The following is a 24,761-nucleotide window of genomic DNA, read 5'->3' on the forward strand; positions in this document are numbered from 1 at the left end:
CTTAATCGATCAATTGGGCATCTTTGAGTGCGCCGAGCGCCGTCAGCCAACGCGGATCCTGACGATAGTCGGTGCAGGCAAACGCCTGGCCACGCATCCGCGCAATACGCGCCGACGGCGTCACTTTCAGACGCTGGGCCGCGCTCAGGGCCAGCTCGGCCGCCGCCCGGTCGTTACACACCAGGCCCATGTCGCAACCGGCCGACAGCGCCGCTTCGATCCGGCTCGCGGCATCGCCCACCACATGAGCACCGGCCATCGACAGGTCGTCACTGAAGATGACACCGTCGAACTGCAATTCACCACGCAGGATCTCCTGCAACCAACGGCGGGAGAACCCGGCTGGCTGGGCATCGACCTGAGGGTAGATGACGTGGGCCGGCATCACCGCCGCCAGCTGCTTGCTCAGGCGCGCGAAAGGCACCAGGTCCTTGGCGCGAATCTCGTCGAGGCTGCGCTCGTCATCGGGGATCGCCACGTGGGAGTCCGCCTCGGCCCAGCCGTGCCCGGGAAAATGCTTGCCCGTGGCCGCCATGCCGGCGCTGTTCATGCCACGGATAAAGGCGCCTGCCAGCAAGGCGGCGCGCTCGGGGTCGCCCTCGAAGGAACGGGTGCCCACCACGGCGCTGCGCTGATGATCGAGGTCCAGCACCGGCGCGAAGCTAAGGTCCAGGCCGACGGCCAGCACTTCGGTGGCCATGATCCAGCCGCACTGCTCGGCCAGGTACTCGGCATTCGGGTTGTCGGCAATGGCGCGCATGGCCGGCAGCCGCACGAAGCCCTGGCGCAGGCGTTGCACGCGACCGCCCTCCTGGTCCACCGCAAGCAGCAGGTCCGGGCGAATCGCCCGGATGGACGCGCTCAGCTCACGCACCTGCCGCGGATGCTCGATATTGCGGGCAAAGATGATCAGCCCACCCACTTCGGGCTGGCGCAGGAGTTGGCGATCTTCAGCCGTCAGCCAGGTACCGGCGACATCCACCATCAAGGAGCCTTGCAGGCCTGTGGTCATAGCAATTCCTTAGTAACGAAGTACGCGCACGGCACCGCAAAGGGTGCTGGCGTGGCGCGGACGCACGAGTCCATTGCCGGCGGCAAGGCCCGGCAAACGACGATCGGCGAAAGGTGTGAAGAGAGGTAGGAAACGAGAGTTGGCATGGGCGGCTAGCTTAGCGGATGTAAGCTGCCGCGCCCACCCGGACGGTCAGGCCTTGGCGACCGCCGGAGTCGATTTGCTGCGCGGCTTGAGCTGCGCCGTGGCCATGGCATCGTCGGTGACGCCGGTTTCGGCGCGCATGCCGGCCGCAAGGAATGGCACCATCAGGCGCATTACCTGCTCGATCGAGGTATTGACCCCGAAGTCGGTCTCGGCAATCGCACGCAAGGCCTTGATCCCCGACATGCTGAAAGCCGCCGCTCCCAGCATGAAGTGCACACGCCAGAACAGTTCGATCGGTGGGATGCGCGGCGCGGCTTCATTGACCAGCAGCATGTAGCGGCGAAACACCTTGCCGTACATGTCTTCCAGATAACGTCGCAGGTGCCCCTGGCTCTGGCTGAAGGCCAGGCCCAGAAGGCGCATGAAAATGGACAGGTCGTTGCCGCTGCGAGGCTGGACCACCAGGGCCTGCTCGACGAGGATTTCCAGCAGCTCTTCGAGGCTTGGCTTGCTGTCCGGCTTGGCCGAACGCCGCTCCAGCTCACGGTCGAGGCTGACGCAGAACGGCCCGAGGAAGCGAGAGAACACCGCCTGGATCAGGGCCTTTTTGGAACCGAAATGATAATTCACCGCCGCCAGGTTGACCCCGGCCTTGCTGGTGATCAGCCGCAATGAGGTTTCGGCAAAACCTTTTTCCGCGAACAACTGCTCGGCAGCATCGAGAATGCGTTCAACGGTTTCCGACTGGGCCATGGCTACTCCGCCTGACAAACACTTGTTTGAAACATACGTTTCAGCCCCAGCCTTGTCAAGCCTGCCTGTCCGTTTTGCGGCCGGTCAGTCAGCTATTTAATCATACCCGCCGCTTCCTGTAGCCAGCCACGCGACACCAGGCATGCGCAGCGGCGACCCGACCGTCCAGCGGCGATTGGAAAAAGGAGGATTGCCAAGCGGCATTCACTGTATATAATTCCAGTCACTGTATAAAAAGACAGAGCGATCGACATGCTAAAACTGACGCCACGCCAAGCTGAGATTCTGGCTTTTATCAAACGTTGCCTCGAAGACAACGGCTACCCACCGACCCGCGCGGAAATCGCCCAGGAACTGGGTTTCAAGTCGCCCAACGCCGCTGAAGAACACCTCAAGGCGCTGGCCCGCAAAGGCGCGATCGAAATGACTCCAGGCGCCTCCCGCGGCATTCGCATCCCGGGGTTCGAAGCCAAGCCCGACGACTCCAGCCTGCCCATCATCGGCCGGGTCGCCGCAGGTGCTCCAATTCTCGCCGAGCAGCACATCGAAGAGTCCTGCAACATCAATCCGGCCTTCTTCCATCCACGTGCCGACTACCTGCTGCGGGTTCACGGCATGAGCATGAAGGACATCGGCATTTTCGATGGCGACCTGCTGGCCGTGCACACCACTCGCGAGGCCCGCAATGGCCAGGTCGTCGTCGCCCGCATTGGCGATGAAGTCACCGTGAAACGCTTCAAGCGCGAAGGCAGCAAAGTCTGGCTGATTGCCGAAAACCCTGAGTTCGCCCCTATCGAGGTCAACCTGAAAGATCAGGACCTGGTGATCGAAGGCTTGAGTGTCGGCGTCATTCGCCGCTAAAGGAGGCTGTATGCAGTTCCCTCACACACCACAGCATGCACAACTGCCACTGTTCGAAGCGTTCATGGCCCAACCCCTGGCGCCTATCCTCAAAGAGGTCGTCGAATCGCCCTGGAGCAACGAACCGGAAGCCTTCAGTGAACTGTCGTTACGCGGTGCCGCCGGGAACTGCCTGAGCCTGCTGGCGCCCATCCTCAGGGAACTGAGCCAGGACCAGGATGCGCGCTGGCTGACATTGATTGCCCCGCCGGCCAGCCTGACCCAGGCCTGGTTGCGGGATGCCGGCCTGAACCGCGAACGGATTCTGCTGCTGCACCCGCGCGGCGCCCAAAGCGCGCAACAACTGGCTTGCGAGGCGCTGCGCCTGGGACGCAGCCACACCGTTGTCAGCTGGCTCAACCCGTTGAACAGCAGTGCCCGTCAACAGCTCATCAGCGCAGCCCGCACGGGCGACGCACAAAGCCTGAATATTCGTCTGGGCTGACCGCTAGAAGCGTCGATGGACACACTTGAATGACACAAGGCTTCTCCAGGATTGAGAAGCCGAAAGGAGGCGACGAACGACAGCAAAAAAACCGACAAACGGACTCAGTGAAGAATCCGTGGCCCCTCTTCTTTCTCCAATTCGCCTTCAACCAGGCGACCCGCCATCTGCACACCCACGCTCAACATGGCCTTGGCCACCTCGACATGCTGGCCTTGCAAGAAGGCTTTGGCATCCTCTGAAAAGTCCAGAGTGACCAGAGAACCCTCGTCCTCGGCCCTGCGCAGCTCGATACGACCGTCTGGCAATTCGACAATTTCTAGAAAGGACGTTGGCATAAAGGTCTGTTCTCCACGAAAGGCCGGGATTATATCAGTCATCACCCCGACCTCGCGCGGGCCCAAACGGTTTTCTTTATTGGCCTGGCGTTACAAACAGGCATTTGCCATCAGAAATTCGGCTTGTAATCAAAACTCGCGGCGGCTTCCTTATCGGAAAACGGCGTAATAGCCTGCTTCTTGTTGATGACCGCGTTGACCATCGAACTGGGGAACATCTGGATGCAGTTATTGAACTCCTCGACGGTCCGGTTGAAGACCGTAACGGCGGCTGCAATGTTCGCCTGCTGTTCGACGATTTCCTTCATCAACCCACTGACGATTCCCGCCGCCTTGAGTTCCGGATAGGCCTCAAAGGCCATGTTCAGCCCCCCCACCAGTTCCCGAGTGGCCATCTGCGTCGACTTCAGCGCCTCACCACTGGCCGCCTCAGGCAACCTTCCGAGGGCCGAACGCAGGCCCACCACTTTCTCCAGCACGTTGCTTTCATAGATCTTGAAGCTGGAAGCCTGTTCCTCCAGGGCATCCAGCACCTTGATCTTCTGCCGCTCATACACGAGCACATCGGCCCATGCGCGCTGAGCGCGGTTCCCTGCGCCGACAATCTTGTTGTAGTAGTACCAGAGGAGCCAGGCCACCAGTATCGCTGTAAGAAGGATGATCATTTACTGCTCCATGTCCTGCGTTCTTTTCTTCGGTAGATTGAAATTGTCGTCATGCAACTCGGCAAACTGGTGCAACAGCTCCAGCACCGGCCTCAGGCGCGGCATCGTCGCCCCCTGCATCAAGCCGGCATGAAAGGCGACCGGCTCCGCAAGGCTTACCGCCGAGGTAGCGATGCCGACCACATCATCATTGTTGAAGCTCACGCATAGGCGGCTCTGGGAGGAAAACTCGAAACTGACGTCTTTCAACTCCTTGGCGATCTGCAGCAGCTTGAGCACGGTGACCGGCGTGGCGAAAGTCGCGCAGGCCATCTCCGTCGCGCCAGTCAGGGTGAAGGCAGAATTGAATTCCCGAGCTGTGGTCTTGTAGAGATGCTCGCGATCCATGGCTCGATGCTTGTCACCACGAACGGCAACCTCGGCCGCCCAGGGAAAGTCGAACACCAGGCTATAGCGGTCATACCCAACATAGCGGGTTCTGGTTTCCCTTCGAGAACCGCCCTTGCCATCGGAAACCGATACTTCGTAGGTTTCCATATCGACGTAATGCAGATGGTGGAAAGCGTAAGGCAGATCGTGCACCGCACCGTTATAAACACCCAGCAGCGTGTTCTTGAGCTCACGGGAATAGTTACCCCGACGATAGTGCGCAAACTCATTCATCATCACGGCTAGAGTGAAAATCCCCGAAGCCGACGCATCATCTACGCCAGCGCTGAGCAGAGCCGCTTTGCGAATGATCTTCTGCGATAGCGCCTTCACCACATCCGGATGAATGAAGTGGTTGGCGCCGCGCCGGCGCATCAGGTAGATCCCGGGAATCAGCAACGGCCAGACCAGTATTCCGGCAATGCACAGGCACCAGGCCAGTTTTTTTGAATTGGGATCTGAACGACTAAGGACAATAGGTTCGGGAAAATCGCGAATCTGCTCCACCGCCTTGAGCAGATCCCGGGACGAAGCGGCCGCGGCCGCCAGACGATCGACACGATCGAACAGCGCAGGCAGCGCATTCGTCTCTGTAGCTGAAGCCATTACTCATCCTTGAATGATTGGTCGTACTCGAAGATATCCGCTAGCGGCGGCTCAACACTCATTCAGGCCGTCACGGAAGCGAATCGCCAAAGCCTTGAGGTTCTGACGCCATTGCTCCAGCTCTTCCCGGCTCAGCTGCGGTGCCTGCTCTTCTTCATCGAGGTTCACTGCGACGATCAACGGCTGGGTGACATCGCCCTTGGGTTTATGCGGCACCCGCGGTGGCTGGAACATCGCCGAATGGGCGGCCAGCAGCTTCGCCAGCCAGATCTCCGGGTTATGGGCCAGTTCCACCAGCTCGGCCAGCTCGGGGATGGCGATGCTTTCCAGCACCTCACGGGTCAGCAGTAGCTCCGCACGGGGCGCATTGGCCTGTGGGAGGCGATAGAAGCCGGCGATTTCATGGCACAAGCCAAGCAGCGCACCGTACAGGTGAAACAACACCGACTCTCGTCCCGCCTGCACCAGCGCCTGAGCATTCATTGCCCCGCCCGCTTCGGCTCGCGCCAAGGCTTCCAGCGACAGGCCGGCGAAATAAATTTTCTGGTTGGTACGGGTATAGAGTTCGTGGGCCATGACGGCAATCTCCACAACGAATAGATACAGCAGGCTGGCCTTACAGTGTCATGGAACACTCCAGCCCACCGCAAGCCCAAAAGAAAGGCCGCGTACCCTTGAGAGGTTTACGCGGCCTTTTCAGAAGCGTCCGATGCGGACCTTAACGCTTGTCTTCGACCTTCCAGCTACCACCGTCGTAGAACGCGCGCCAACCAGTCGGCTTGCCGTCGACTTCAGTCTGCACGTACTGCTCCTTGGTCTTGCGGCTGTAACGGATCACCGCCGGGCGACCGTCCGGGTCCTTCTTCGGCGCTTCGCAGAGGAAGTGATACTTCGGATCGATCTCGTCCTTGTGCGGGATCAGCTCAAGCACCAGCGGTGCGCGGGTTTCACGGTTTTTCGGGAACTGGCTGGCCGCCAGGAACAGACCCGATGCCCCATCGCGCAGGATGTAGGTGTCGTTGACCTTCTCGCATTTCAGCTCGGGCATCTTCACTGGATCCATCTTCGGTGGCGCCGCGTCACCGCTCTTGAGCAGCTTGCGGGTGTTCTTGCAGGTCGGGTTGGTGCACCCGAAGAACTTGCCGAAACGGCCGGTCTTGAGCTGCATCTCGCTGCCGCACTTGTCGCATTCCAGGCTCGGACCTTCGTAGCCCTTGATGCGATAGCTGCCCTCTTCGATCTCGTAGCCCGCGCAATCCGGGTTGTTACCGCAGATGTGCAGCTTGCGTTTCTCATCCAGCAGATAGGCGTCCATTGCTGTGCTGCAGATCGGGCAACGGTGCTTGCCGCGCAGTACCAGCGACTCGGATTCACCCTCGTCGTCCGCAGCGATCTCGTCGCCCGGCACCAGGTTGACGGTAGCCTTGCAGCGTTCTTTCGGCGGCAGGCTATAACCCGAACAACCGAGGAATACACCAGTGGACGCGGTGCGAATCTGCATCGGACGGCCACAGGTGAGGCACGGGATATCGGTCATCACCGGCTGGTTGGCGCGCATGCCGCTGTCGCTGCCTTCGGCCACTTCGAGCTTCTTCTTGAAGTCACCGTAGAACTCGTCGAGGACGTTTTTCCAGTCGCGCTCGCCCTGGGCCACATCATCGAGGTGCTCTTCCATGCCGGCGGTGAAGCCGTAGTCCATCAGGTTGGAGAAGCTCTCGGACAGACGCTCGGTGACGATGTCGCCCATCTTTTCCGAATAGAAACGACGGTTGTGCAGCGCCACGTAGCCACGGTCCTGAATCGTGGAAATGATCGCCGCATAGGTCGAAGGACGACCGATGCCACGTTTTTCCATTTCCTTGACCAGGCTGGCTTCGGAGTAACGCGCCGGCGGCTTGGTGAAGTGCTGGCTCGGGTCGAGCTTGATCAGTTTCAGCACATCGCCCTGCGCCATATCCGGCAGGACATCGTCGTCGCCCGGCTTGCTCATCTGCGGCATGACCCGGGTGTAACCGTCGAACTTGAGGATGCGGCCCTTGGCACGCAGCTCGAAGCCGCCAGCGGCGACGCTGACGGTGGTCGACAGGTATTGTGCCGGCAGCATCTGGCAGGCCACGAACTGGCGCCAGATCAGCTCGTAGAGGCGCTCGGCGTCACGCTCCATGCCCGACAGCTTGCTTGGATGGGTGTTCACGTCGGACGGACGAATCGCTTCGTGCGCCTCCTGGGCCCCTTCCTTGCTGCTGTAGAAGTTCGGCGAGGACGGCAGGTATTTGTTGCCGAACTCTTCTTCGATATAGGTCCGCGCCATCGTCAGGGCATCAGCCGAGAGGTTGGTCGAGTCGGTACGCATATAGGTGATGTAGCCGGCTTCATACAGACGCTGGGCCATCATCATGGTTTTCTTCACCCCGAAGCCCAGGCGGTTGCTCGCGGCCTGCTGCAGGGTGGAGGTAATGAAGGGGGCCGACGGCTTGCTGCTGGTCGGTTTGTCTTCGCGCTTGGCGATGGTGTAGGTCGACGCCTTGAGCTTCTCCAGTGCCGCCATGGCCTGGGCTTCGTTCAGCGGCTTGAAGGCCTCGCCGTTTTCCCGGGCCACTTCGAAGCGCACATTGGCGCCCTTGGCGGTGCCGAGGTCGGCATGAACTTCCCAGTACTCTTCAGGGATGAAGGCACGAATTTCGCGCTCACGCTCCACCACCAGCTTCACCGCCACCGATTGCACACGGCCGGCAGACAGGCCACGGGCGATTTTCGCCCACAGCAGCGGCGAGACCATGTAACCCACCACGCGATCGAGGAAACGACGCGCCTGCTGAGCGTTGACCCGATCGATATCCAGCTCGCCCGGCTGGGAGAAGGCTTCCTGGATCGCCTTCTTGGTGATTTCGTTGAACACCACGCGCTTGTAGCGGCTGTCATCCCCACCAATGGCTTCCCGCAGGTGCCAGGCAATGGCCTCCCCTTCGCGGTCCAAGTCCGTTGCGAGATAGATGGTGTCAGCATCCTTGGCGAGCCGGCGCAGCTCTTCGATGACTTTTTCCTTGCCTGGAAGGATCTCGTACTTGGCTTTCCAGCCGTGGTCCGGATCGACTCCCATGCGCGAGACCAGCTGCTTGCGCGCCTTCTCCTTGGCCGACAGCGCCGGTGCTTCACCAGCAGCCGCCTTGCCACGCTTGGCAGCAGGCTCTTTGGCGGCGCTCGCCGAACCACTGGTGGGCAGGTCTCGGATATGGCCGATACTCGACTTCACCACGTATTGGTTACCCAAGTACTTGTTGATGGTCTTGGCCTTAGCCGGGGATTCCACAATGACCAGCGATTTGCCCATGGATCGGAAAATTCCTGAATTCGAGAAGTGAGAGGCGGTTGGCGCCTGACGCGGCACCGCTATATATAGTGGCAACAAGGTGAGGTCAAGCGCAGGGTTCTGCGCGACCTCAGCTTAAGGCTGCGAAAAAAGACTGGGTTCGGCCTGCACCAAAGCAAAGCGTGGCACCTGCTCGCCGTCAACCTCGACCGACTCCAGGAACATGCTCAAGGGGCGCACCCAAAAGCCGTAATCGCCATACAGGGCTTGATAGAACACTACTTCCTCTTCCGTCTCGGAATGCCGCGCCACGCTGAAAACGCGGTACTGCGGTCCCTTGTAATGCTGATAGAGCCCGGGTTGTAATTGCATGTTCTGGCCCTCGTGCAAAATAAAAAATAATAAATCTTCAGAAAAACAAAAACCGGGGCACTGGGCCCCGGCTTCCATCAACGCAACGCTTAAACGCGTTCGAAGACAGTGGCAATGCCCTGGCCAAGGCCAATGCACATGGTGGACACGCCAAAGGTGCCGCCATTCTGCTTCATGACATTGAGCAAGGTGCCGGAGATACGCGCACCGGAACAGCCGAATGGGTGACCCAGGGCGATCGCGCCGCCGTGCAGGTTAACCTTCTCGTTCATCTTGTCGAGCACTTTCAAATCTTTCAGCACCGGCAGAGCCTGCGCCGCGAAAGCTTCGTTGAGCTCGAAGAAGTCGATATCGGCGATTCCCAGGCCCGCGCGCTTCAGTGCTTTCTGCGTGGCCGGTACTGGACCATAGCCCATGATCGCCGGATCCACACCCGCCACCGCCATCGAACGGATCACCGCCAGCGGCTGGATGCCCAGGTCCTGGGCACGCTGCGCCGACATCACGATCATGCACGAAGCACCGTCGGTGATCTGCGACGAAGTACCGGCCGTCACAGTGCCGCCCTTCGGATTGAAGGCCGGCTTGAGGGCCGCCAGGCTTTCCAGGGTGGTCTCGGGACGAATGGTCTCGTCGTAGTCGAACAGTTTCAGGAAACCGTTCTCGTCGTAACCCTGCATCGGGATGATTTCGTCCTTGAACTTGCCTTCCACCGTCGCCTTGTGGGCGAGTTGGTGGGAGCGCAGGCCGAAGGCATCCTGTTGCTCACGGGTAATGCCGTGCATCTTGCCGAGCATCTCGGCAGTCAGCCCCATCATGCCCGAGGCTTTCGCCGCGTACAGGGACATGTGCGGGTTCGGGTCGACGCCGTGCATCATGCTCACGTGGCCCATATGCTCGACGCCACCCACCACGAAGACGTCACCGTTGCCGGTCATGATCGCCTGGGCGGCGGTGTGCAGCGCGCTCATCGACGAGCCACACAGACGGCTGACGGTCTGGCCGGCCGAGGTGTGCGGGATCTGGGTCATCAGCGACGCCATGCGCGCGATGTTCCAGCCTTGCTCCAGGGTCTGGTTCACACAGCCCCAGATCACGTCTTCGACTTCCGCCGGATCGACCTTGGCGTTGCGTTCCAGCAATTTGCTGATCAGGTGCGCCGACATGTCTTCGGCGCGGGTATTGCGGTGCATGCCGCCCTTGGAGCGGCCCATCGGAGTACGACCGAAGTCGACAATCACGACGTCTCTAGGATTCAAGCTCATATATTCACTCTCGCTCTAGTAGGGGGCGCTTAACCGAAGAAGCTCTGGCCGTTCTTGGCCATCTCGCGCAGCTTCGCGGTCGGGTGGTACAGCGCGCCCAGATCGGCGTACTGGTCGGCCAGGGCAACGAACTGGGCAACACCGATCGAGTCGATGTAGCGCAGCGCACCGCCACGGAATGGAGGGAAACCAATACCGTACACCAGGCCCATGTCGGCTTCGGCCGCGGTTTCGACGATGCCGTCTTCCAGGCAACGAACGGTTTCCAGGCACAGCGGGATCATCATCCAGTTGACGATATCCTCGTCAGTGACTTCACGCTGCTCGTACACGATAGGCTTGAGCACTTCCAGCACCGACGGGTCGGCCACTTTCTTCTGCTTGCCTTTCTTGTCGGCCTCGTAGGCGTAGAAACCCTTGCCATTCTTCTGGCCCAGGCGCTTGGCTTCGTAAAGCACATCGATAGCCGAACGACGATCGTCTTTCATGCGATCCGGAAAACCTTCGGCCATCACGTCACGACCGTGGTGGCCAGTGTCGATACCGACCACGTCCATCAGGTAGGCCGGGCCCATCGGCCAGCCGAACTTTTCCATGACCTTGTCGATGCGCACGAAGTCCACGCCGGCGCTGACCAGCTTGGCGAAACCGCCGAAGTACGGGAACAGCACGCGGTTGACCAGGAAGCCCGGGCAGTCGTTGACCACGATCGGGTTCTTGCCCATTTTCTTGGCGTAGGCAACGGTGGTGGCCACGGCCAGCTCGCTGGACTTCTCGCCACGGATGACTTCGACCAGCGGCATCATGTGCACCGGGTTGAAGAAGTGCATGCCGACGAAATTCTCCGGACGCTTGAGGACCTTGGCCAGCAAGCTGATGGAAATGGTCGAGGTGTTCGAAGCGAGGATGGTGTCCTCCTTGACCTGGTCTTCGACTTCGGCCAGAACCGCTTGCTTGACCTTAGGGTTCTCGACGACCGCCTCGACCACCAGGTCGACGTGGCCGAAGTCACCGTAGGACAGCGTTGGGCGAATGCCGTTCAGCACTTCGGCCATCTTCGCCGCGGTCATGCGACCTTTATCGACACGGCCGACCAGCAGCTTGGCGGCTTCCGCCAGGCCTTGCTCGATACCGTGTTCGTTGATGTCTTTCATCAGGATCGGCGTGCCTTTGGACGCCGACTGGTAGGCGATTCCGCCCCCCATGATGCCGGCACCGAGTACGGCGGCCTGCTTCACATCGTGGGCGATTTCGTCGTAGGCCTTGGCCTTTTTCTTCAGTTCCTGGTCATTCAGGAACAGGCCGATCAGGCTCTGCGCAGCAGAGGTCTTGGCCAGTTTGACGAAGCCTGTTGCCTCGACTTCCAGCGCCTTGTCACGACCGAAGTTGGCGGCTTTCTGGATGGTCTTGATGGCTTCGACCGGCGCCGGGTAGTTCGGGCCAGCCTGGCCGGCGACAAAACCCTTGGCGGTTTCGAAGGACATCATCTGTTCGATGGCGTTGAGCTTGAGCTTTTCCAGCTTCGGCTGACGCTTGGCCTTGTAGTCGAACTCGCCGGAGATGGCGCGCTTGACGGTGGCCAAGGCCGCTTCATGCAGTTTTTCCGGAGCGACGACAGCGTCGACCGCACCGACTTTCAGTGCGTCTTCAGCACGGTTTTCCTTGCCGGCGGCAATCCATTCGATGGCGTTGTCGGCACCGATGATGCGTGGCAGGCGAACGGTACCGCCGAAGCCCGGGTAGATGCCCAGCTTGACTTCCGGCAGGCCGATCTTGGCGCTGGAGGACATGACGCGATAGTCAGCTGCCAGGCACATTTCCAGACCGCCGCCCAGCGCGATGCCATTGATCGCGGCAACGGTCGGAACGTTGAGGTCTTCGAAATCGCTGAAAATCTTGTTGGCTTCGAGGTTGCCTGCGACAAGCTCTGCATCCGGCAGCTTGAAGTTGTCGACAAATTCGGTGATGTCGGCGCCGACGATGAAGACGTCCTTGCCACTGCTGACGATCACACCCTTGACCGACGCATCTGCCTTGATGGCGTCCACGGCCGAACGCAATTCGTTCAGGGTAAGACGGTTGAACTTGTTGACGGACTCACCCTTGAGGTCGAAATTCAATTCGACGATGCCACTTTCAAGAGCCTTAACCGTGATGGCTTTACCTTCGTAAATCATCAACTGATCTCCACGATATGGAAGCTGAACAGTACACGTCGGACGCTAACTTCTGACTCGGCAGCGACGTTTCCATCGATGCTACGCCAATCCGCCAGGCACACCCGCCAACGCGATAGTCGGGATTCTGGAAGAGCCGTCTGGTAATACAAACGCTCAATTCATACGCCCGTTTGATTTGGGTACGCCACATTCAGGCAAAATCCGACAATTGTCAATCGCCCAAAAGGTTGTTTGAAACGCGACTTCTTAGTCATTCCAGACGGGCACGCACCATCAACAAGCCTGCTCATCTCAGGACATTCATAGAATCAATCTTTAGAAAAGTCGCCCTAATACGTCGCCCCATAACCGATTCGCGGCTACGCTGGCACAATCCTGGAGCAAAAATATGGATGCCTGGCCGAAAACCAGGCGTAAGATCAGCGACAACTCTCATCCCCGCCGCTCAGAACCAGGGGATCAGAAAGGATTTACCGGCCTGCCTGGCCAACCCAGCCCGACCTTGTCGGGCTTTTTATTGCCTGCCTTTCAATAACCTGTGCCATTGCGGCGCAGGTCATGCTTCACGCCAGCGCCTTGAGCACTGCGGCAATGTCTTGCAAAACACTGGCTTCGCCACGTTCGCCCCAATACAAGACGATCATCTGCCGGTCGGCCTCGACCTTGAACACGTTGGCCGGCAGCGTGCGAAAGCGCTCGAGCAAGGCAGGATCCACACAGACTTCCCGCCATTGGTTGACCCACACGCCCGGCGCACTTTGCCAGTAGGCCCAGCAGGCCGGTTGTGTGCCGCGCCGCGGCCGATGGTATTGCGCACAGGGGCTTGGAGGCTGCGGATCCATCCAGTGCGGCCACTCCTGAGGCGCCAGTTGCATGCCCAGGCCCATGCGGCGCGCCTCCATGCGCAGAGCGATCTGCCCGCTCTGGCGGCGCGACGGGCGCAGCCATGCCAGCGGGCTCAACACCACCGCGAGGATTGACACCACTATCCAGACCGTCATATCTGTACTCCCGATTCTTGATGAGCCGATTGATCCAGGTCGGAACCAATCCGCTTGAAACCAGCCATACTTGAAGCTATTGCAATCCTCAGGAGGAGCACCTCATGCCCTACCACCATATTCTGGTCGCCGTAGATCTAACCGAAGAGTGCGATCCTGTTATCCACCGGGCTCGCGAGCTGTCGGTCAGCAACAGCGCCAAATTGTCCCTGGTGCATATCGTCGAGCCGATGGCCATGGCGTTCGGCGGCGACGTACCGATGGACCTGTCCCAATTGCAACAGCAGCAGTTCGACCAGGCCAAGGAACGCCTCGATCGCCTCATCACCAAATATCCTGAGCTGTCCAAGGAATACAGCCACCTGACCTATGGCCAGCCACGCCAGGAAATCCATCATCTGGCCAAGGAACAGGAATGCGACCTGATCGTGGTCGGCAGCCATGGCCGGCACGGCCTGGCGCTGCTGCTGGGCTCGACCGCCAACGACGTGCTGCACGGCGCCCCTTGCGACGTGCTGGCCGTGCACCTGGTCAAACGCTGAGCCCGCCGGCGGAATTCTCCGCCCGCACCGGCCCTGCAAAAAGCCCGACATGAATGTCGGGCTTTTTTATTGCCGCCAGGTCACTCAGGCATCCAGCTCGGCCCAACGCTCGACCATCACATCCAGTTCAGCATTGAGCTGTTCCAGCTGGGCGATGACCGCCGTGGTCTCGGCCGCAGGACGCTGATAGAAGCCAGCGTCGGCCATTTCCGCTTCCACGGTGGCGATCTGCTGCTCCATGGCTTCGATCTGGCCAGGCAACGCCTCGAGCTCGCGCTGCAACTTGTAGCTGAGCTTCTTCTTGGCCGCAGGTGCTTCCTGTGCCGCGGCAGGTGCCGCCGCCACAGGCGCAACCACTGCCGAGTTCAGCTCGGCCTTGCCCGACTTGTTCTCGGTCACGCCCAGCAGCCGTGGCGAACCGCCTTGGCGCAACCAATCCTGATAACCGCCGACGTATTCGCGAACCTTGCCTTCACCTTCGAACACCAGGGTGCTGGTGACCACGTTATCGAGGAATGCCCGGTCGTGGCTGACCATCAGCACGGTGCCCTGGAAGGTCAGCAGCACTTCTTCCAGCAGCTCGAGGGTTTCCACGTCCAGGTCGTTGGTCGGTTCGTCGAGCACCAGCAGGTTGGCCGGTTTGCTGAACAGCTTGGCCAGCAACAAGCGAGCACGCTCGCCACCGGACAGCGCCTTGACTGGCGTGCGGGCACGCTGCGGGCTGAACAGGAAATCCCCCAGGTAGCTGAGCACGTGGCGGCTCTGGCCATCGATATCGATAAAGTCGCGACCTTCGGCGACGTTGTCGATCACGGTCTTTTCCAGGTCCAGCTGGTGACGCAGTTGGTCGAAGTAGGCCACGTCGATACGCGTGCCCTCCTCGACCTTGCCGCTGCTCGGCACCAGGCCGCCCAGCATCAGTTTGAGCAGCGTGGTCTTGCCGGTACCGTTGGCGCCGAGCAGGCCGATACGGTCGCCGCGCTGCAGGACCATGGAGAAATTCTTGACCAGGAACGGACCGCCCGGATGAGCGAAGCTCACGTCTTCGAGCACCATGACCTGCTTGCCGGACTTGTCGGCGGTTTCCAGCTGGATATTGGCCTTGCCGGTACGCTCGCGACGCTCGCTACGCTCGACACGCAGGGCCTTGAGGGCACGCACGCGGCCTTCGTTACGGGTACGGCGGGCCTTGATGCCTTGGCGAATCCAGACTTCTTCCTGGGCCAGGCGCTTGTCGAACAGCGCGTTGGCCGTCTCTTCAGCCGCCAGCACGGCCTCCTTGTGTACCAGGAAGCTGGCGTAGTCGCCGTTCCAGTCGATCAGCCCACCACGGTCCAGCTCGAGAATCCGGGTCGCCAGGTTCTGCAGGAAGGAACGGTCGTGGGTAATAAAGAGGACGGCGCCCTGGAAGTCCTTCAGGGCTTCTTCCAGCCAAGCGATGGCGCCGATATCCAGGTGGTTGGTCGGTTCGTCGAGCAGCAGCAGGTCCGGTTCGGACACCAGGGCCTGGGCCAGCAGGACGCGACGACGCCAGCCACCGGACAACTCGGCGAGGGTCTTGTCGGCCGGCAGTTGCAGGCGGCTCAGGGTGCTGTCCACCAGGGTCTGCAAGCGCCAGCCGTCACGGGCTTCGAGGTCATGCTGGACGTGCATGAGCTTTTCCAGATCGGCATCGGTGACGATGTTCTGGCTCAGGTGGTGATACTGCGCCAGCAATTCGCCAACGCCATCAAGGCCCTGGGCGACTACGTCGAACACCGTCCGCTCGTCGGCCACTGGCAATTCCTGCGGCAATTCGCCGATTTTCAGACCGGGCGCGCGCCATACGGAACCGTCGTCGGGCTTCTGATCGCCCTTGACCAGCTTCAGCATGCTGGATTTGCCAGTGCCGTTGCGGCCGATGATGCACACCCGCTCACCACGGGCGATCTGCCAGGACACCTTGTCCAACAACGGCATAGCGCCGAACGCAAGGGACACATCGCTGAATTTGAGCAGGGTCATGAGCTTCTCCAAAAACCGGGCGCGCATTCTACCTGAGTTGAGGCCTCAGAAGGCCGGCATTTTCACTCCTGAAGCACCCTGAACAACATTTGCAGCGAACTGGCGACAAGAGGCCGGCAAAGCTTTCACCCGCTGCTGGCAAAAGGCTAAGCTAGGGAATAATCAGTGTTGGCATTGTCGGCACTTGTCATGATTTCTCTGCCCGGATGTCTCATGCGCAGTCGCCTTTTCAGCCTTTTATCCTGCCTGCTTCTTTCTGCCTCTGCCGTGCACACTGCTCAGGCCGCGGACCTCTCACTCCAGCGTCAATATTACGATGAAGCCAAGCGCGCCCTGGCCAAGGGCGACTCCGGTCCGTATTTCCGCTACAGCCAGGTCCTGGCCGACTACCCGCTCGAGCCCTATCTGGCCTATGACGAACTGACCGCCCGACTAAAGACCGCCAGCAACGCCGAGATCGAAAAGTTTCTCCGTGAACACGGCGACCTGCCCCAGGCCAACTGGATGAAACTGCGCTGGTTGCGCTGGCTGGCCGAACGCGGCGACTGGGCCACCTTCGTCAAGTATTACGACCCCAAGCTCAACTTCACCGAGCTGGACTGCCTGAACGCGCAATACCAGCTGGGCCACAACCTCAAGGCCGAAGGTTACGCCGCCACCGACAAGCTCTGGCTCAGCGGCAAATCCCTGCCCGCCACCTGCGACGCGCTGTTCGCCCAGTGGGCCGCCGAAGGCCAGTTGACCGAACAGAAGCGCTGGCAGCGCGCCAAGCTGGCCGCCGAGGCCCGCAACTATCCGCTGGCCAATAGCCTGGTCAACAGCATGACCACCCTCGCCCCTCAGGGTCGGCTGCTAGTAGGCGTTGCCCAGAAGCCCGAACTGCTCAGCCAGCCGTCGCGCTTCACTCCAGCCAGCGAAGCCATGTCCGACGTGGTCGGCCTGGGTCTGCGCCGCCTGGCCCGCCAGGATCCGGACAGGGCCATGGCCCTGCTCGACGGTTATGCCAGCAGCATGCACTTCTCCCGTGACGAAAAAGTGGCGATCGCCCGGGAAATCGGCCTGACCCTGGCGCGGCGCTTCGACAGCCGCGGCCTTGAAGTGATGACCAAATACGATCCCGAGCTGCGCGACAACACGGTTTCCGAATGGCGCCTGCGCCTGCTGTTGCGCCTGGCTCGCTGGGAAGACGCCTACCAGCTGACCCGCAAGCTGCCCCAGGACCTGGCGACCACCAACCGCTGGCGCTACTGGCAAGCGCGCAGCCTGGAACTGGCCCAACCGCAGAACCCCCAGGCCCAGACCCTCTACAAAGGCTTGGCCAACGAGCGCGATTTCTATGGTTTCCTCGCGGCCGATCGTACCCAGCTGCCTTATCAGCTGAACAACAAACCGCTGGTGCTCAGCCAGCAGGTGATCAACAAGGTGCGCAATACGCCCGGCGTGCGGCGCGCCCTGGAGTTTCATGCCCGTGGCCAGATCGTCGATGGCCGGCGTGAGTGGTACCACGTCAGCCGTCATTTCAACCGTGACGAAATGGTTGCCCAGGCCAAGCTGGCCTATGACCTGAAATGGTACTTCCCGGCCATTCGCACCATCAGCCAGGCGAAGTATTGGGACGACCTGGACATCCGCTTCCCGATGGCCCACCGCGACACCCTGGTGCGCGAAGCCAAGGTCCGTGGCCTGCACTCGAGCTGGGTCTTCGCGATCACCCGCCAGGAAAGCGCGTTCATGGACGACGCTCGCTCGGGCGTCGGCGCGGCCGGCTTGATGCAGCTGATGCCCGGCACCGCGAAGGAAACCGCGCGCAAGTTCAGCATCCCGCTGGCCTCGCCGCAGCAAGTGCTGAACCCGGACAAGAACATCCAGCTCGGCGCCGCCTACCTGAGCCAGGTGCACAGCCAGTTCAACGGCAACCGGGTGCTCGCCTCCGCCGCCTACAACGCCGGCCCCGGACGCGTGCGCCAATGGCTCCGTGGCGCCGACCACCTGAGCTTCGACGTCTGGGTGGAGAGCATTCCGTTCGACGAAACCCGCCAGTACGTGCAGAACGTGCTGTCCTATTCGGTGATCTACGGCCAGAAGCTCAATTCGCCACAGCCACTGGTGGATTGGCATGAGCGGTATTTCGACGATCAGTAAGCGATAACGCCCAATAAAAATGCCCGCAGCGATGCGGGCATTTTCGTTTCCAACGCAAGATCAGGACACAGACTGGCCATCGCTGAACTGCAAGGCCGCCAGGCGCGCATACAGCGGATTGCTGGCGATAAGCTCCTGATGAGTGCCCACCGCCACCAGCCGGCCCTGATCCATCACCGCGATCCGGTCGGCGTTTTTCACCGTGGCCAGGCGATGGGCGATCACCAGGGTGGTGCGATTCTTCATCAGGCTCGGCAAGGCTTGCTGGATCAAATGCTCGCTCTGGGCATCCAGGGCGCTGGTGGCTTCATCCAGCAACAGGATCGGCGCATCCACCAGCAGCGCCCGGGCAATCGCCAGGCGCTGGCGCTGGCCGCCGGACAGTCCCAGCCCCGCATCGCCGAGATGGGTCCGGTAACCCTCGGGCATGTTCTCGATGAAGTCATGGGCGTAGGCGATCCTTGCCGCCTCCCTGACCTGTTCCGGGGTGGCCGAGGGTTTGCCATAACGAATGTTCTCCTCGATGCTGCCGAAGAACAGCGCCGGGCTTTGCGACACCAGGGCAAAACAGCGACGCACATCCTGCGGGTCGAGCTGAGTCAAGGTCACGCCATCGAGCAGGATGCGCCCCTGCTCCGGGTCGTAGAAGCGCAGCAGCAGATCGTAGAGGGTCGACTTGCCCGCCCCCGACGGCCCGACCAGCGCCAGGGTTTCCCCCTCGTGGATAGTCAGGCTCAAGCCATCGACGGCATAACTGTCCGGACGCGACGGATAAGAGAAGCGCAAGTTCTCCAGCACCAGCTCGCCCCGTACCCGCTCGGGCAAGCTGGCCGGGCCGTCGCTCGGCGGCTGAATCAGGTTTTCCGAACGCAGCAACTCGGCAATCCGCTCCGCCGCGCCGGCGGCCCGTTGCAGCTCGCCGATCACCTCGCTCAGGGTGCCGAAGGCACTGCCGACGATCAGGCTGTAGAAGACAAAGGCCGCCAGCTCGCCACTGGAAATACGCCCGGCGATCACGTCCATGCCGCCGACCCAGAGCATCACCCCGACCGCCCCCAGCACCAGCACGATCACCAGGGTGATCAGCCAGGCGCGCTGGACGATACGCCGGCGCGCGGTGTTGAACGCCTCTTCCACCGTCTGGGCAAAGCGTTGCTCATCCTGGAGCTGGTGGTTATAGGCCTGGACGGTCTTGATCTGGCCCAGGGTTTCCGCCACGTAGCTGCCGACATCGGCGATACGGTCCTGGCTCAAGCGCGACAGGCTGCGCACCCGGCGGCCGAAAATCAGGATCGGCGCCAGCACCAGGGGCAAGGCGATCACCACGATGCTGGTGAGCTTGGGGTTGGTGACAAACAGCAACACGATGCCGCCGATGACCATCAGCGCATTACGCAAAAACAGCGAGAGCGACGAGCCGATCACCGATTGCAGCAAGGTGGTATCGGCGGTCAGCCGCGACTGGATCTCCGAGCTGCGATTGTTCTCATAGAAGCCCGGGTGCAGGTAGATCAGGTGATTGAACACTTGCCGACGGATGTCCGCCACGCAACGCTCGCCAATCCATGACACCAGGTAGAAACGCACGAACGTCCCCACCGCCAGCCCCAGCACCAATAACAGAAACAGACCGATGGACTGGTTGAGCAAATCCGGCGACCCGGTCATGAAGCCCCGGTCCACCAACAGGCGGATGCCCTGCCCCATGGACAAGGTGATGCCCGCGGTCACCACCAGCGCCAGCAACGCCCCCAGGGCCTGCCAGCGATAAGGCGCGATGAAACGACTGGCCAGGCGAATCGCCCGGCGTTGACGCGAAGAAAGCATGAAGTTCATCCGGGAGCACACCTGGGAACGGCCCCGCCCCATTCACCACCGCGTGATCCAGCAAGGCGATGAGGTTGAGCCCTGTTTGTCGGAACCGATTTTCCTGGAACTTGGGTAAATCAAAATGAGTCAGGTTAATTATGTCCGCCAACACTAGAGCCTAGATGCTATTGGTCTAAGGTCCGAGTGGAAGTCCACAGACATTTCTGTTGGACTGAGGACTCCCCGGATAGAAAACGCCGTAGTGGGACCTTGCAGGGAGTTGTCACAGCTTGGTCACCTGGCGGTTTTAAAGTAAGCGCACAACCTGATGAGGAGACAGGCCATGTCCTTGCAAAACAGCAGCAATGACAAGATTGAAGTGATTCGTACCCACCCCGACCAGTCTCTGGGATGCGCCATCATCGACGCTCAGGGTCGCGAAGTACCGATCACCGAAGACATGATCCAGAACGCCTGCCGCGAACTGGAAAAGCGACTGGTCAAGCCTGCGCAGCAAGATTGACACATAGCCTCACGTCCTCTTGACCCGGCCCTGAAGCCGGGTTTTTTATGCCTGCCGGATTCCTTGTCGCTCCGTCACAAACGACTGGGTTCGAGCCTTCAGCGAACCGACACCGCGCCCAAGGCCGAGACGATCTGCTGCAAGCCTGGCGCTTCGCCCTGGATGCGCACGGCCAACCCATCGATTTCACGGCGCGGCGGATAACCCTTGCGCAACGCATCGAAGGCCGCGCGCTGCTCGGCCACGCTGCCCACCAGGCTGCGGCGAAAATCCGCATCGTCGCGCCGCGGGTCGTAGACCGCTCGGCAGATCATCGCCAGGGACCAGGCCGGGTCGCTATGGGCATCGAGGCTCACCTCCGACAACCATGGCCGGGGCAGCAGGTCGCGCAAATGAATCGCTTGCGGCTGCCCAAGGTAATCGCACAGCGCCTGATAGATCTGCGCCGTCCCGCGCTGCCGGCCATCGAGGCTGTAACCGGCGATGTGCGGCGTGGCCAGTACGCACAGGTCGGCCAGGGCCACGTCGACCTGGGGCTCGCCCTCCCAGACATCCAGCACCGCCTGTAGGTCTTCACGCTCGAGCAACACCTCGCGCAGAGCGGTGTTATCCACCACCGCGCCACGGCTGGCGTTGATCAGCCAGGCACCGGGGCGCAGTTGCCGCAGGCGCTGCTTGTCCAGCAGGTGCCAGGTCGGCAGCTCGCCGGCTTTGGTCAAGGGGGTGTGCAGGCTGATGACATCGCACTGGGCGAGGATCTGTTCCAGGCTGACGTAGTCGCCACCTTCCGCCACCTGCCGTGGCGGGTCGCAGACCAGGACCTTCCAACCCAGGCCGCGCAGCACCTCGATCAGCCGTCCACCGACCTCGCCCGCGCCCACCACGCCGTAAGTGCGTTGCGTCAGGTCGGCGCCTTCGATTTCCGCCAGGGTCAGCAGGCTGCCCAGCACATAGTCGACCACCCCGCGCGCATTACAGCCTGGAGCGCTGGACCAGCGGATGCCCGCCTCGTGGAAATACTCGAGGTCCAGGTGATCGGTGCCAATGGTGCAGGTCCCGACAAACCGTACCTGGCTGTCCTCGAGCAGGGCGCGGCTGACCTGGGTCACCGAACGCACCAACAGCACATCGGCGCCCTCGATGGCCGCGCGGTCGATGGCCCGCCCCGGGAAGCGGCGGATCTCGCCGAAACCGGCAAAAAAGGCATCGAGCAGGGGAATATTTTCGTCGGCAACAATCAGCATGGCAGGCTCCTTTCGCGGAGCCGCAGTTTAGGCGTAGAAGGCCATTTTCGGCCAGCGAGCAATCCACTCCGTCAACCGCCGCCAGCACTTACAAATCGACAACAGAGGTTTTTTCCTGACTCATCCGTCAATGCGTAGAATACGCCGCCCTGCGCATCAACCCTGTGGACGCTTCGCCTGTGAATTCCGTGACCAATACTCCTGCCACTTCCCTCAACCGCCCGGCCCGGGTGCGCCTTGAACTGCGCAGCCTGCTGGCCCTGGCCTTGCCGATCATGATCGCGCAGCTGGCGACCACGGCCATGGGCTTCGTCGATGCGGTGATGGCCGGACGGGTCAGCCCACGGGACCTGGCGGCCGTGGCGCTGGGCAACTCGATCTGGATCCCGGTGTTCCTGTTGATGACTGGCACCCTGCTGGCCACCACGCCCAAGGTGGCCCAGCGGGTCGGCGCCGGCACCTATGGCGAGATCGGCCCGATCGTGCGCCAGGCGCTGTGGCTGGCCCTGGCGGTTGGCCTGAGCGCCAGCCTGATTCTGCTCAGTGCCGAGCCGGTGCTGCACCTGATGAAGGTCGACCCGACGCTGATCGGCCCCTGCATGGAATACCTGCACGGCATCGCCAGCGGCCTGCCGGCGGTGGCGCTGTATTACGTGCTGCGTTGCTGCAGCGATGCCCTGGGCCGCACCCGGCCAAGCATGGTCATCGGCCTGTTCGGCCTGGCCCTGAACATCCCCATCAACTACGTGTTCATTTATGGCCACCTCGGCGTGCCGGCCATGGGCGGCGTCGGTTGCGGCTGGGCCACGGCCATCGTGATGTGGGCGATGATGCTGGCCATGGCGAGCTGGACCCGCTGGGCCCCGGCCTACCAGAGCAGCCAGCTGTTCAAGCGTTTCGACTGGCCGCAATGGGCGGTGATCAAGCGTTTGCTGAGCGTCGGCCTGCCGATCGGCATCGCGGTGTTTGCCGAATCGAGCATCTTCGCGGTGATCGCCCTACTGATCGGCAGCCTCGGCGCCACGGTGGTGGCCGGGCACCAGATCGCCCTCAACATCAGCTCCCTGCTGTTCATGATTCCGTATTCCCTGGGCATGGCGGTCACGGTGCGGGTCGGCCAGGCCCTGGGCGCCGGCAACCCGCATCAGGCACGCTTCGCCGCCGGCGTCGGCCTGGGTGCGGCGCTGGCCTTCGCCCTGTTCTCCGCGAGCCTGATCCTGCTGCTGCGTGAGTCCATTGCCTCGATCTACACCCCGGACACCGCGGTAATCCAGGTGGCGGCGATGCTGATCGTGTATGCCGCGCTCTACCAGTTCTCCGACGCGATCCAGGTGATCTGCGCCGGCGCGCTGCGTGGCTACCAGGACACCCGGGTGACCATGGTCCTGACGCTGCTCGCCTACTGGGGCATCGGTTTGCCGGTGGGGTATGTGCTGGGGCTGACCGACTGGTTCGGCCCTGCCAGCGGCCCGAGCGGGCTGTGGGAAGGCCTGATCGCCGGCCTGAGTTGCGCGGCGCTGATGCTGTCGATCCGCCTGGCGCGCAGCGCGCGCAAGCGGATCCGCATCAGCCGTGCGGTGGCTTAACCGGACTTCTTGCGAATCCAGTACAGATAGGTGCCGGCCTCTTCCTGCTGGGCGACCAGCTCATGGTCGAGGAACACGCAGAACTTGGGGATGTCGCGGCGGGTCGAGGGATCGGTGGCGATCACCTTGAGCAGGCCGCCGGGCTGCAGGTCACGAATATGCTGGTGCAGCATCATGACCGGTTCCGGGCAATTGAGCCCGGTGGCGTCCAGCGTGCCGTCGACCGGCGTATCGATGATTTGACTCATAACTCACTCCTGAAACTGGCCGGCATTGTCGCGCAATGCCGGCATCGACGCTATCTGTGACATTGCGCCGCAACCACGATCAACGGGCCTTGGGCTTCTTTTCATCCAGCCGGCGCAGGTGGCAGGTCACTTCTTCGCGGTCGTGGTACAGCTGCTTGCAGCCAATGGCCACGCGAATGCCGCGGGCCTTGAAGCCGTCCTCGATCCGCTCGAGCAAGCGCTTCACTTCCGCGTAACGCTGCTTCATCGGCAGCTTCAGGTTGACCACCGCTTCGCGGCAGTGGCCTTCGCCGATCCAGGTTTCCAGCAAGGCGGCGTTGCGCGCCGGTTTCTCGACGATGTCGCAGACCATCCAGTCCACCGGCTGCTTGGGCTTGAAGGTGAAACCGTCGGCCATCAGGTGCTGCACCAGGCCGGTGTCCATCAGGCTTTCAGCCATTGGCCCGTTATCGACAGCGGTGACCAACATGCCGCGGTTGACCAGTTGCCAGGTCCAGCCACCCGGGGCGGCGCCCAGGTCGACGCCAGTCATGTCGCCGTGCAGACGCTCGTCCCACTGATCGCGAGGAATGAAATGGTGCCAGGCCTCCTCCAGCTTCAGGGTCGAACGGCTAGGCGCCTCACGGGGGAACTTCAGGCGCGGAATGCCCATCGGCCACATGGCCGAATTGCCTGCGTCCGCCAGGCCGACAAACACCTCGCGGCCGCTTTTGAAGGTCAGCAGCAAACGCGGCTTGCCGGCATCGTCCACCAGCTTGCCGGCCGCCGTCAGGGCCTTGCGCAGCGGTGCTTCGAATTTCTTGCAGAAGTTCGACAGCTCCTTGCCGTCATTGGTATCCAGCACTTCCAGCCACAGGCTGCCGCAGGTCGGGAAGCTCGCCAGGTGGGCCAGGATCACGCTGATGCGGTCGGTTTCCGGCAGATCGACGAAGACGCCCCGCGCCCATTGCCGCGGGAAGATCAGCTCGGCGAAACGCAGCTCGCGCATCAGGCGCTCGGCGCCGTCTTCTTCGCTGCACACAAACTCGGCACAGGCGGTGCTCGGCTTGGCCTTGGCGTACCCGGCCACGTTCAGGCGCGCGGCATGGTCGGCGATCTCGGAACAGACTTCGCCTTCGAAGCCCGGCCGGCAGTGCATAAAGAGGGTGTTCATCGAATCTCCTGGGCAATGGGCAATGAATCATGCGCAAACCTGCCCGAAGTGCGCGCAAAGCCTGTCACGAAAACCGGCGCATGATAG

Annotated in this window: 22 protein-coding genes; 6 read left to right on the top strand and 16 right to left on the bottom strand. The window is 61.5% G+C overall.

The features are described from left to right. Position 1: 1 nt before the first annotated feature. Both nagZ and AC07PQ_RS23010 read right to left on the bottom strand, forming a co-directional pair. Positions 2-1,000, bottom strand: coding sequence for a beta-N-acetylhexosaminidase (gene nagZ, locus AC07PQ_RS23005; protein WP_177323773.1), 999 nt, complete (start codon positions 998-1,000; stop codon positions 2-4). A 204-nt stretch (positions 1,001-1,204) separates the two neighbouring features. Further along, the gene (locus AC07PQ_RS23010) at positions 1,205-1,912 is read right to left on the bottom strand and encodes a TetR/AcrR family transcriptional regulator (protein WP_007921300.1); all 708 of its coding nucleotides are present in this window, start codon (positions 1,910-1,912) and stop codon (positions 1,205-1,207) included. Positions 1,913-2,164: 252 nt separating this feature from the next. On the opposite strand from AC07PQ_RS23010, the gene lexA reads away from it, so the two are divergent. Together lexA and sulA are read left to right on the top strand one after the other, a co-directional pair. Beyond that, a complete protein-coding gene (gene lexA, locus AC07PQ_RS23015) occupies positions 2,165-2,773 on the top strand; it encodes a transcriptional repressor LexA (protein ID WP_007921301.1) in 609 nt (202 codons plus the stop codon). A 10-nt stretch (positions 2,774-2,783) separates the two neighbouring features. Then, a complete protein-coding gene (gene sulA / locus AC07PQ_RS23020; RefSeq protein ID WP_007921302.1) occupies positions 2,784-3,257 on the top strand; it encodes an SOS-induced cell division inhibitor SulA in 474 nt (157 codons plus the stop codon). 104 nt (positions 3,258-3,361) lie between these two features. Here sulA and AC07PQ_RS23025 read toward each other — a convergent pair whose 3' ends face one another. The 9 genes from AC07PQ_RS23025 to AC07PQ_RS23065 all read right to left on the bottom strand — a co-directional run bounded on the left by AC07PQ_RS23025 (position 3,362) and on the right by AC07PQ_RS23065 (position 13,423). Further along, on the bottom strand, positions 3,362-3,595 hold the full coding sequence (locus tag AC07PQ_RS23025; protein ID WP_009042980.1) for a hypothetical protein: 234 nt from the start codon (positions 3,593-3,595) through the stop codon (positions 3,362-3,364). 110 nt (positions 3,596-3,705) lie between these two features. Next, positions 3,706-4,260, bottom strand: a complete 555-nt coding sequence (locus tag AC07PQ_RS23030; protein WP_007921304.1) for a LemA family protein — start codon at positions 4,258-4,260, stop codon at positions 3,706-3,708. Next, positions 4,261-5,295, bottom strand: coding sequence for a hypothetical protein (locus tag AC07PQ_RS23035; protein ID WP_493185248.1), 1,035 nt, complete (start codon positions 5,293-5,295; stop codon positions 4,261-4,263). It lies immediately after the preceding gene. A gap of 51 nt (positions 5,296-5,346) precedes the next feature. After that, positions 5,347-5,871 carry a DUF6586 family protein gene (locus AC07PQ_RS23040; RefSeq protein ID WP_493185249.1) on the bottom strand — a complete coding sequence of 175 codons (525 nt, stop codon included), beginning with the start codon at positions 5,869-5,871 and terminating at the stop codon, positions 5,347-5,349. Positions 5,872-6,013: 142 nt separating this feature from the next. After that, positions 6,014-8,626, bottom strand: a complete 2,613-nt coding sequence (topA, locus tag AC07PQ_RS23045; protein WP_007921310.1) for a type I DNA topoisomerase — start codon at positions 8,624-8,626, stop codon at positions 6,014-6,016. A gap of 114 nt (positions 8,627-8,740) precedes the next feature. Next, positions 8,741-8,977 carry a DUF1653 domain-containing protein gene (locus tag AC07PQ_RS23050; protein WP_007921312.1) on the bottom strand — a complete coding sequence of 79 codons (237 nt, stop codon included), beginning with the start codon at positions 8,975-8,977 and terminating at the stop codon, positions 8,741-8,743. Positions 8,978-9,066: 89 nt separating this feature from the next. Continuing rightward, positions 9,067-10,242 (bottom strand): acetyl-CoA C-acyltransferase FadA, encoded by a 1,176-nt coding sequence (gene fadA, locus AC07PQ_RS23055; RefSeq protein ID WP_007921313.1) that lies wholly within the window; start codon positions 10,240-10,242, stop codon positions 9,067-9,069. Between the two features lie 29 nt (positions 10,243-10,271). Then, positions 10,272-12,419 (bottom strand): fatty acid oxidation complex subunit alpha FadB, encoded by a 2,148-nt coding sequence (fadB, locus tag AC07PQ_RS23060; RefSeq protein WP_493185250.1) that lies wholly within the window; start codon positions 12,417-12,419, stop codon positions 10,272-10,274. A gap of 566 nt (positions 12,420-12,985) precedes the next feature. Then, on the bottom strand, positions 12,986-13,423 hold the full coding sequence (locus AC07PQ_RS23065; RefSeq protein ID WP_007921316.1) for a hypothetical protein: 438 nt from the start codon (positions 13,421-13,423) through the stop codon (positions 12,986-12,988). A 104-nt stretch (positions 13,424-13,527) separates the two neighbouring features. On the opposite strand from AC07PQ_RS23065, the gene AC07PQ_RS23070 reads away from it, so the two are divergent. Further along, complete coding sequence (locus AC07PQ_RS23070) at positions 13,528-13,965, top strand: universal stress protein (protein ID WP_007921319.1); 438 nt, start codon at positions 13,528-13,530, stop codon at positions 13,963-13,965. Positions 13,966-14,049: 84 nt separating this feature from the next. On the opposite strand, the gene AC07PQ_RS23075 is transcribed toward AC07PQ_RS23070, so the two are convergent. Next, on the bottom strand, positions 14,050-15,969 hold the full coding sequence (locus AC07PQ_RS23075; RefSeq protein ID WP_007921321.1) for an ATP-binding cassette domain-containing protein: 1,920 nt from the start codon (positions 15,967-15,969) through the stop codon (positions 14,050-14,052). A gap of 213 nt (positions 15,970-16,182) precedes the next feature. Here AC07PQ_RS23075 and AC07PQ_RS23080 point away from each other — a divergent pair, with 213 nt between their 5' ends. Continuing rightward, positions 16,183-18,111, top strand: a complete 1,929-nt coding sequence (locus AC07PQ_RS23080; RefSeq protein ID WP_493185251.1) for a transglycosylase SLT domain-containing protein — start codon at positions 16,183-16,185, stop codon at positions 18,109-18,111. 60 nt (positions 18,112-18,171) lie between these two features. Here AC07PQ_RS23080 and AC07PQ_RS23085 read toward each other — a convergent pair whose 3' ends face one another. Further along, positions 18,172-19,947: an ABC transporter transmembrane domain-containing protein gene (locus tag AC07PQ_RS23085; protein ID WP_493185252.1), complete on the bottom strand. Its 1,776-nt coding sequence runs from the start codon at positions 19,945-19,947 to the stop codon at positions 18,172-18,174. A 316-nt stretch (positions 19,948-20,263) separates the two neighbouring features. Here AC07PQ_RS23085 and AC07PQ_RS23090 point away from each other — a divergent pair, with 316 nt between their 5' ends. Beyond that, on the top strand, positions 20,264-20,443 hold the full coding sequence (locus tag AC07PQ_RS23090) for a PA1571 family protein (RefSeq protein ID WP_007921326.1): 180 nt from the start codon (positions 20,264-20,266) through the stop codon (positions 20,441-20,443). A gap of 98 nt (positions 20,444-20,541) precedes the next feature. Here AC07PQ_RS23090 and pdxB read toward each other — a convergent pair whose 3' ends face one another. Then, positions 20,542-21,687 carry a 4-phosphoerythronate dehydrogenase PdxB gene (pdxB, locus tag AC07PQ_RS23095; protein ID WP_493185253.1) on the bottom strand — a complete coding sequence of 382 codons (1,146 nt, stop codon included), beginning with the start codon at positions 21,685-21,687 and terminating at the stop codon, positions 20,542-20,544. A gap of 179 nt (positions 21,688-21,866) precedes the next feature. On the opposite strand from pdxB, the gene AC07PQ_RS23100 reads away from it, so the two are divergent. Further along, on the top strand, positions 21,867-23,273 hold the full coding sequence (locus AC07PQ_RS23100; protein WP_493185254.1) for an MATE family efflux transporter: 1,407 nt from the start codon (positions 21,867-21,869) through the stop codon (positions 23,271-23,273). Here AC07PQ_RS23100 and tusA read toward each other — a convergent pair. Continuing rightward, positions 23,270-23,521 carry a sulfurtransferase TusA gene (gene tusA / locus AC07PQ_RS23105; protein WP_007921329.1) on the bottom strand — a complete coding sequence of 84 codons (252 nt, stop codon included), beginning with the start codon at positions 23,519-23,521 and terminating at the stop codon, positions 23,270-23,272. The genes AC07PQ_RS23100 and tusA overlap by 4 nt on opposite strands. Positions 23,522-23,600: 79 nt before the next feature. Continuing rightward, complete coding sequence (rlmM, locus tag AC07PQ_RS23110; RefSeq protein ID WP_025804232.1) at positions 23,601-24,674, bottom strand: 23S rRNA (cytidine(2498)-2'-O)-methyltransferase RlmM; 1,074 nt, start codon at positions 24,672-24,674, stop codon at positions 23,601-23,603. Between the last annotated feature and the right edge of the window lie 87 nt (positions 24,675-24,761).

The sequence above is a fragment of the Pseudomonas sp. GW821-FHT09E12 genome (assembly GCF_059416085.1).

Excerpts from the sequence above, each read along its gene's own strand:
- lexA (WP_007921301.1), top strand. The coding sequence starts at position 2,165 with ATGCTAAAACTGACGCCACGCCAAGCTGAGATTCTGGCTTTTATCAAA.
- AC07PQ_RS23025 (WP_009042980.1), bottom strand. The coding sequence starts at position 3,595 with ATGCCAACGTCCTTTCTAGAAATTGTCGAATTGCCAGACGGTCGTATC.
- rlmM (WP_025804232.1), bottom strand. The coding sequence starts at position 24,674 with ATGAACACCCTCTTTATGCACTGCCGGCCGGGCTTCGAAGGCGAAGTC.
- AC07PQ_RS23075 (WP_007921321.1), bottom strand. The coding sequence starts at position 15,969 with ATGACCCTGCTCAAATTCAGCGATGTGTCCCTTGCGTTCGGCGCTATG.
- sulA (WP_007921302.1), top strand. The coding sequence starts at position 2,784 with ATGCAGTTCCCTCACACACCACAGCATGCACAACTGCCACTGTTCGAA.
- AC07PQ_RS23085 (WP_493185252.1), bottom strand. The coding sequence starts at position 19,947 with ATGAACTTCATGCTTTCTTCGCGTCAACGCCGGGCGATTCGCCTGGCC.
- pdxB (WP_493185253.1), bottom strand. The coding sequence starts at position 21,687 with ATGCTGATTGTTGCCGACGAAAATATTCCCCTGCTCGATGCCTTTTTT.
- AC07PQ_RS23090 (WP_007921326.1), top strand. The coding sequence starts at position 20,264 with ATGTCCTTGCAAAACAGCAGCAATGACAAGATTGAAGTGATTCGTACC.
- fadB (WP_493185250.1), bottom strand. The coding sequence starts at position 12,419 with ATGATTTACGAAGGTAAAGCCATCACGGTTAAGGCTCTTGAAAGTGGC.
- AC07PQ_RS23030 (WP_007921304.1), bottom strand. The coding sequence starts at position 4,260 with ATGATCATCCTTCTTACAGCGATACTGGTGGCCTGGCTCCTCTGGTAC.
- AC07PQ_RS23040 (WP_493185249.1), bottom strand. The coding sequence starts at position 5,871 with ATGGCCCACGAACTCTATACCCGTACCAACCAGAAAATTTATTTCGCC.
- AC07PQ_RS23065 (WP_007921316.1), bottom strand. The coding sequence starts at position 13,423 with ATGACGGTCTGGATAGTGGTGTCAATCCTCGCGGTGGTGTTGAGCCCG.
- topA (WP_007921310.1), bottom strand. The coding sequence starts at position 8,626 with ATGGGCAAATCGCTGGTCATTGTGGAATCCCCGGCTAAGGCCAAGACC.
- tusA (WP_007921329.1), bottom strand. The coding sequence starts at position 23,521 with ATGAGTCAAATCATCGATACGCCGGTCGACGGCACGCTGGACGCCACC.
- AC07PQ_RS23050 (WP_007921312.1), bottom strand. The coding sequence starts at position 8,977 with ATGCAATTACAACCCGGGCTCTATCAGCATTACAAGGGACCGCAGTAC.
- AC07PQ_RS23035 (WP_493185248.1), bottom strand. The coding sequence starts at position 5,295 with ATGGCTTCAGCTACAGAGACGAATGCGCTGCCTGCGCTGTTCGATCGT.
- fadA (WP_007921313.1), bottom strand. The coding sequence starts at position 10,242 with ATGAGCTTGAATCCTAGAGACGTCGTGATTGTCGACTTCGGTCGTACT.
- AC07PQ_RS23070 (WP_007921319.1), top strand. The coding sequence starts at position 13,528 with ATGCCCTACCACCATATTCTGGTCGCCGTAGATCTAACCGAAGAGTGC.
- AC07PQ_RS23010 (WP_007921300.1), bottom strand. The coding sequence starts at position 1,912 with ATGGCCCAGTCGGAAACCGTTGAACGCATTCTCGATGCTGCCGAGCAG.
- AC07PQ_RS23080 (WP_493185251.1), top strand. The coding sequence starts at position 16,183 with ATGCGCAGTCGCCTTTTCAGCCTTTTATCCTGCCTGCTTCTTTCTGCC.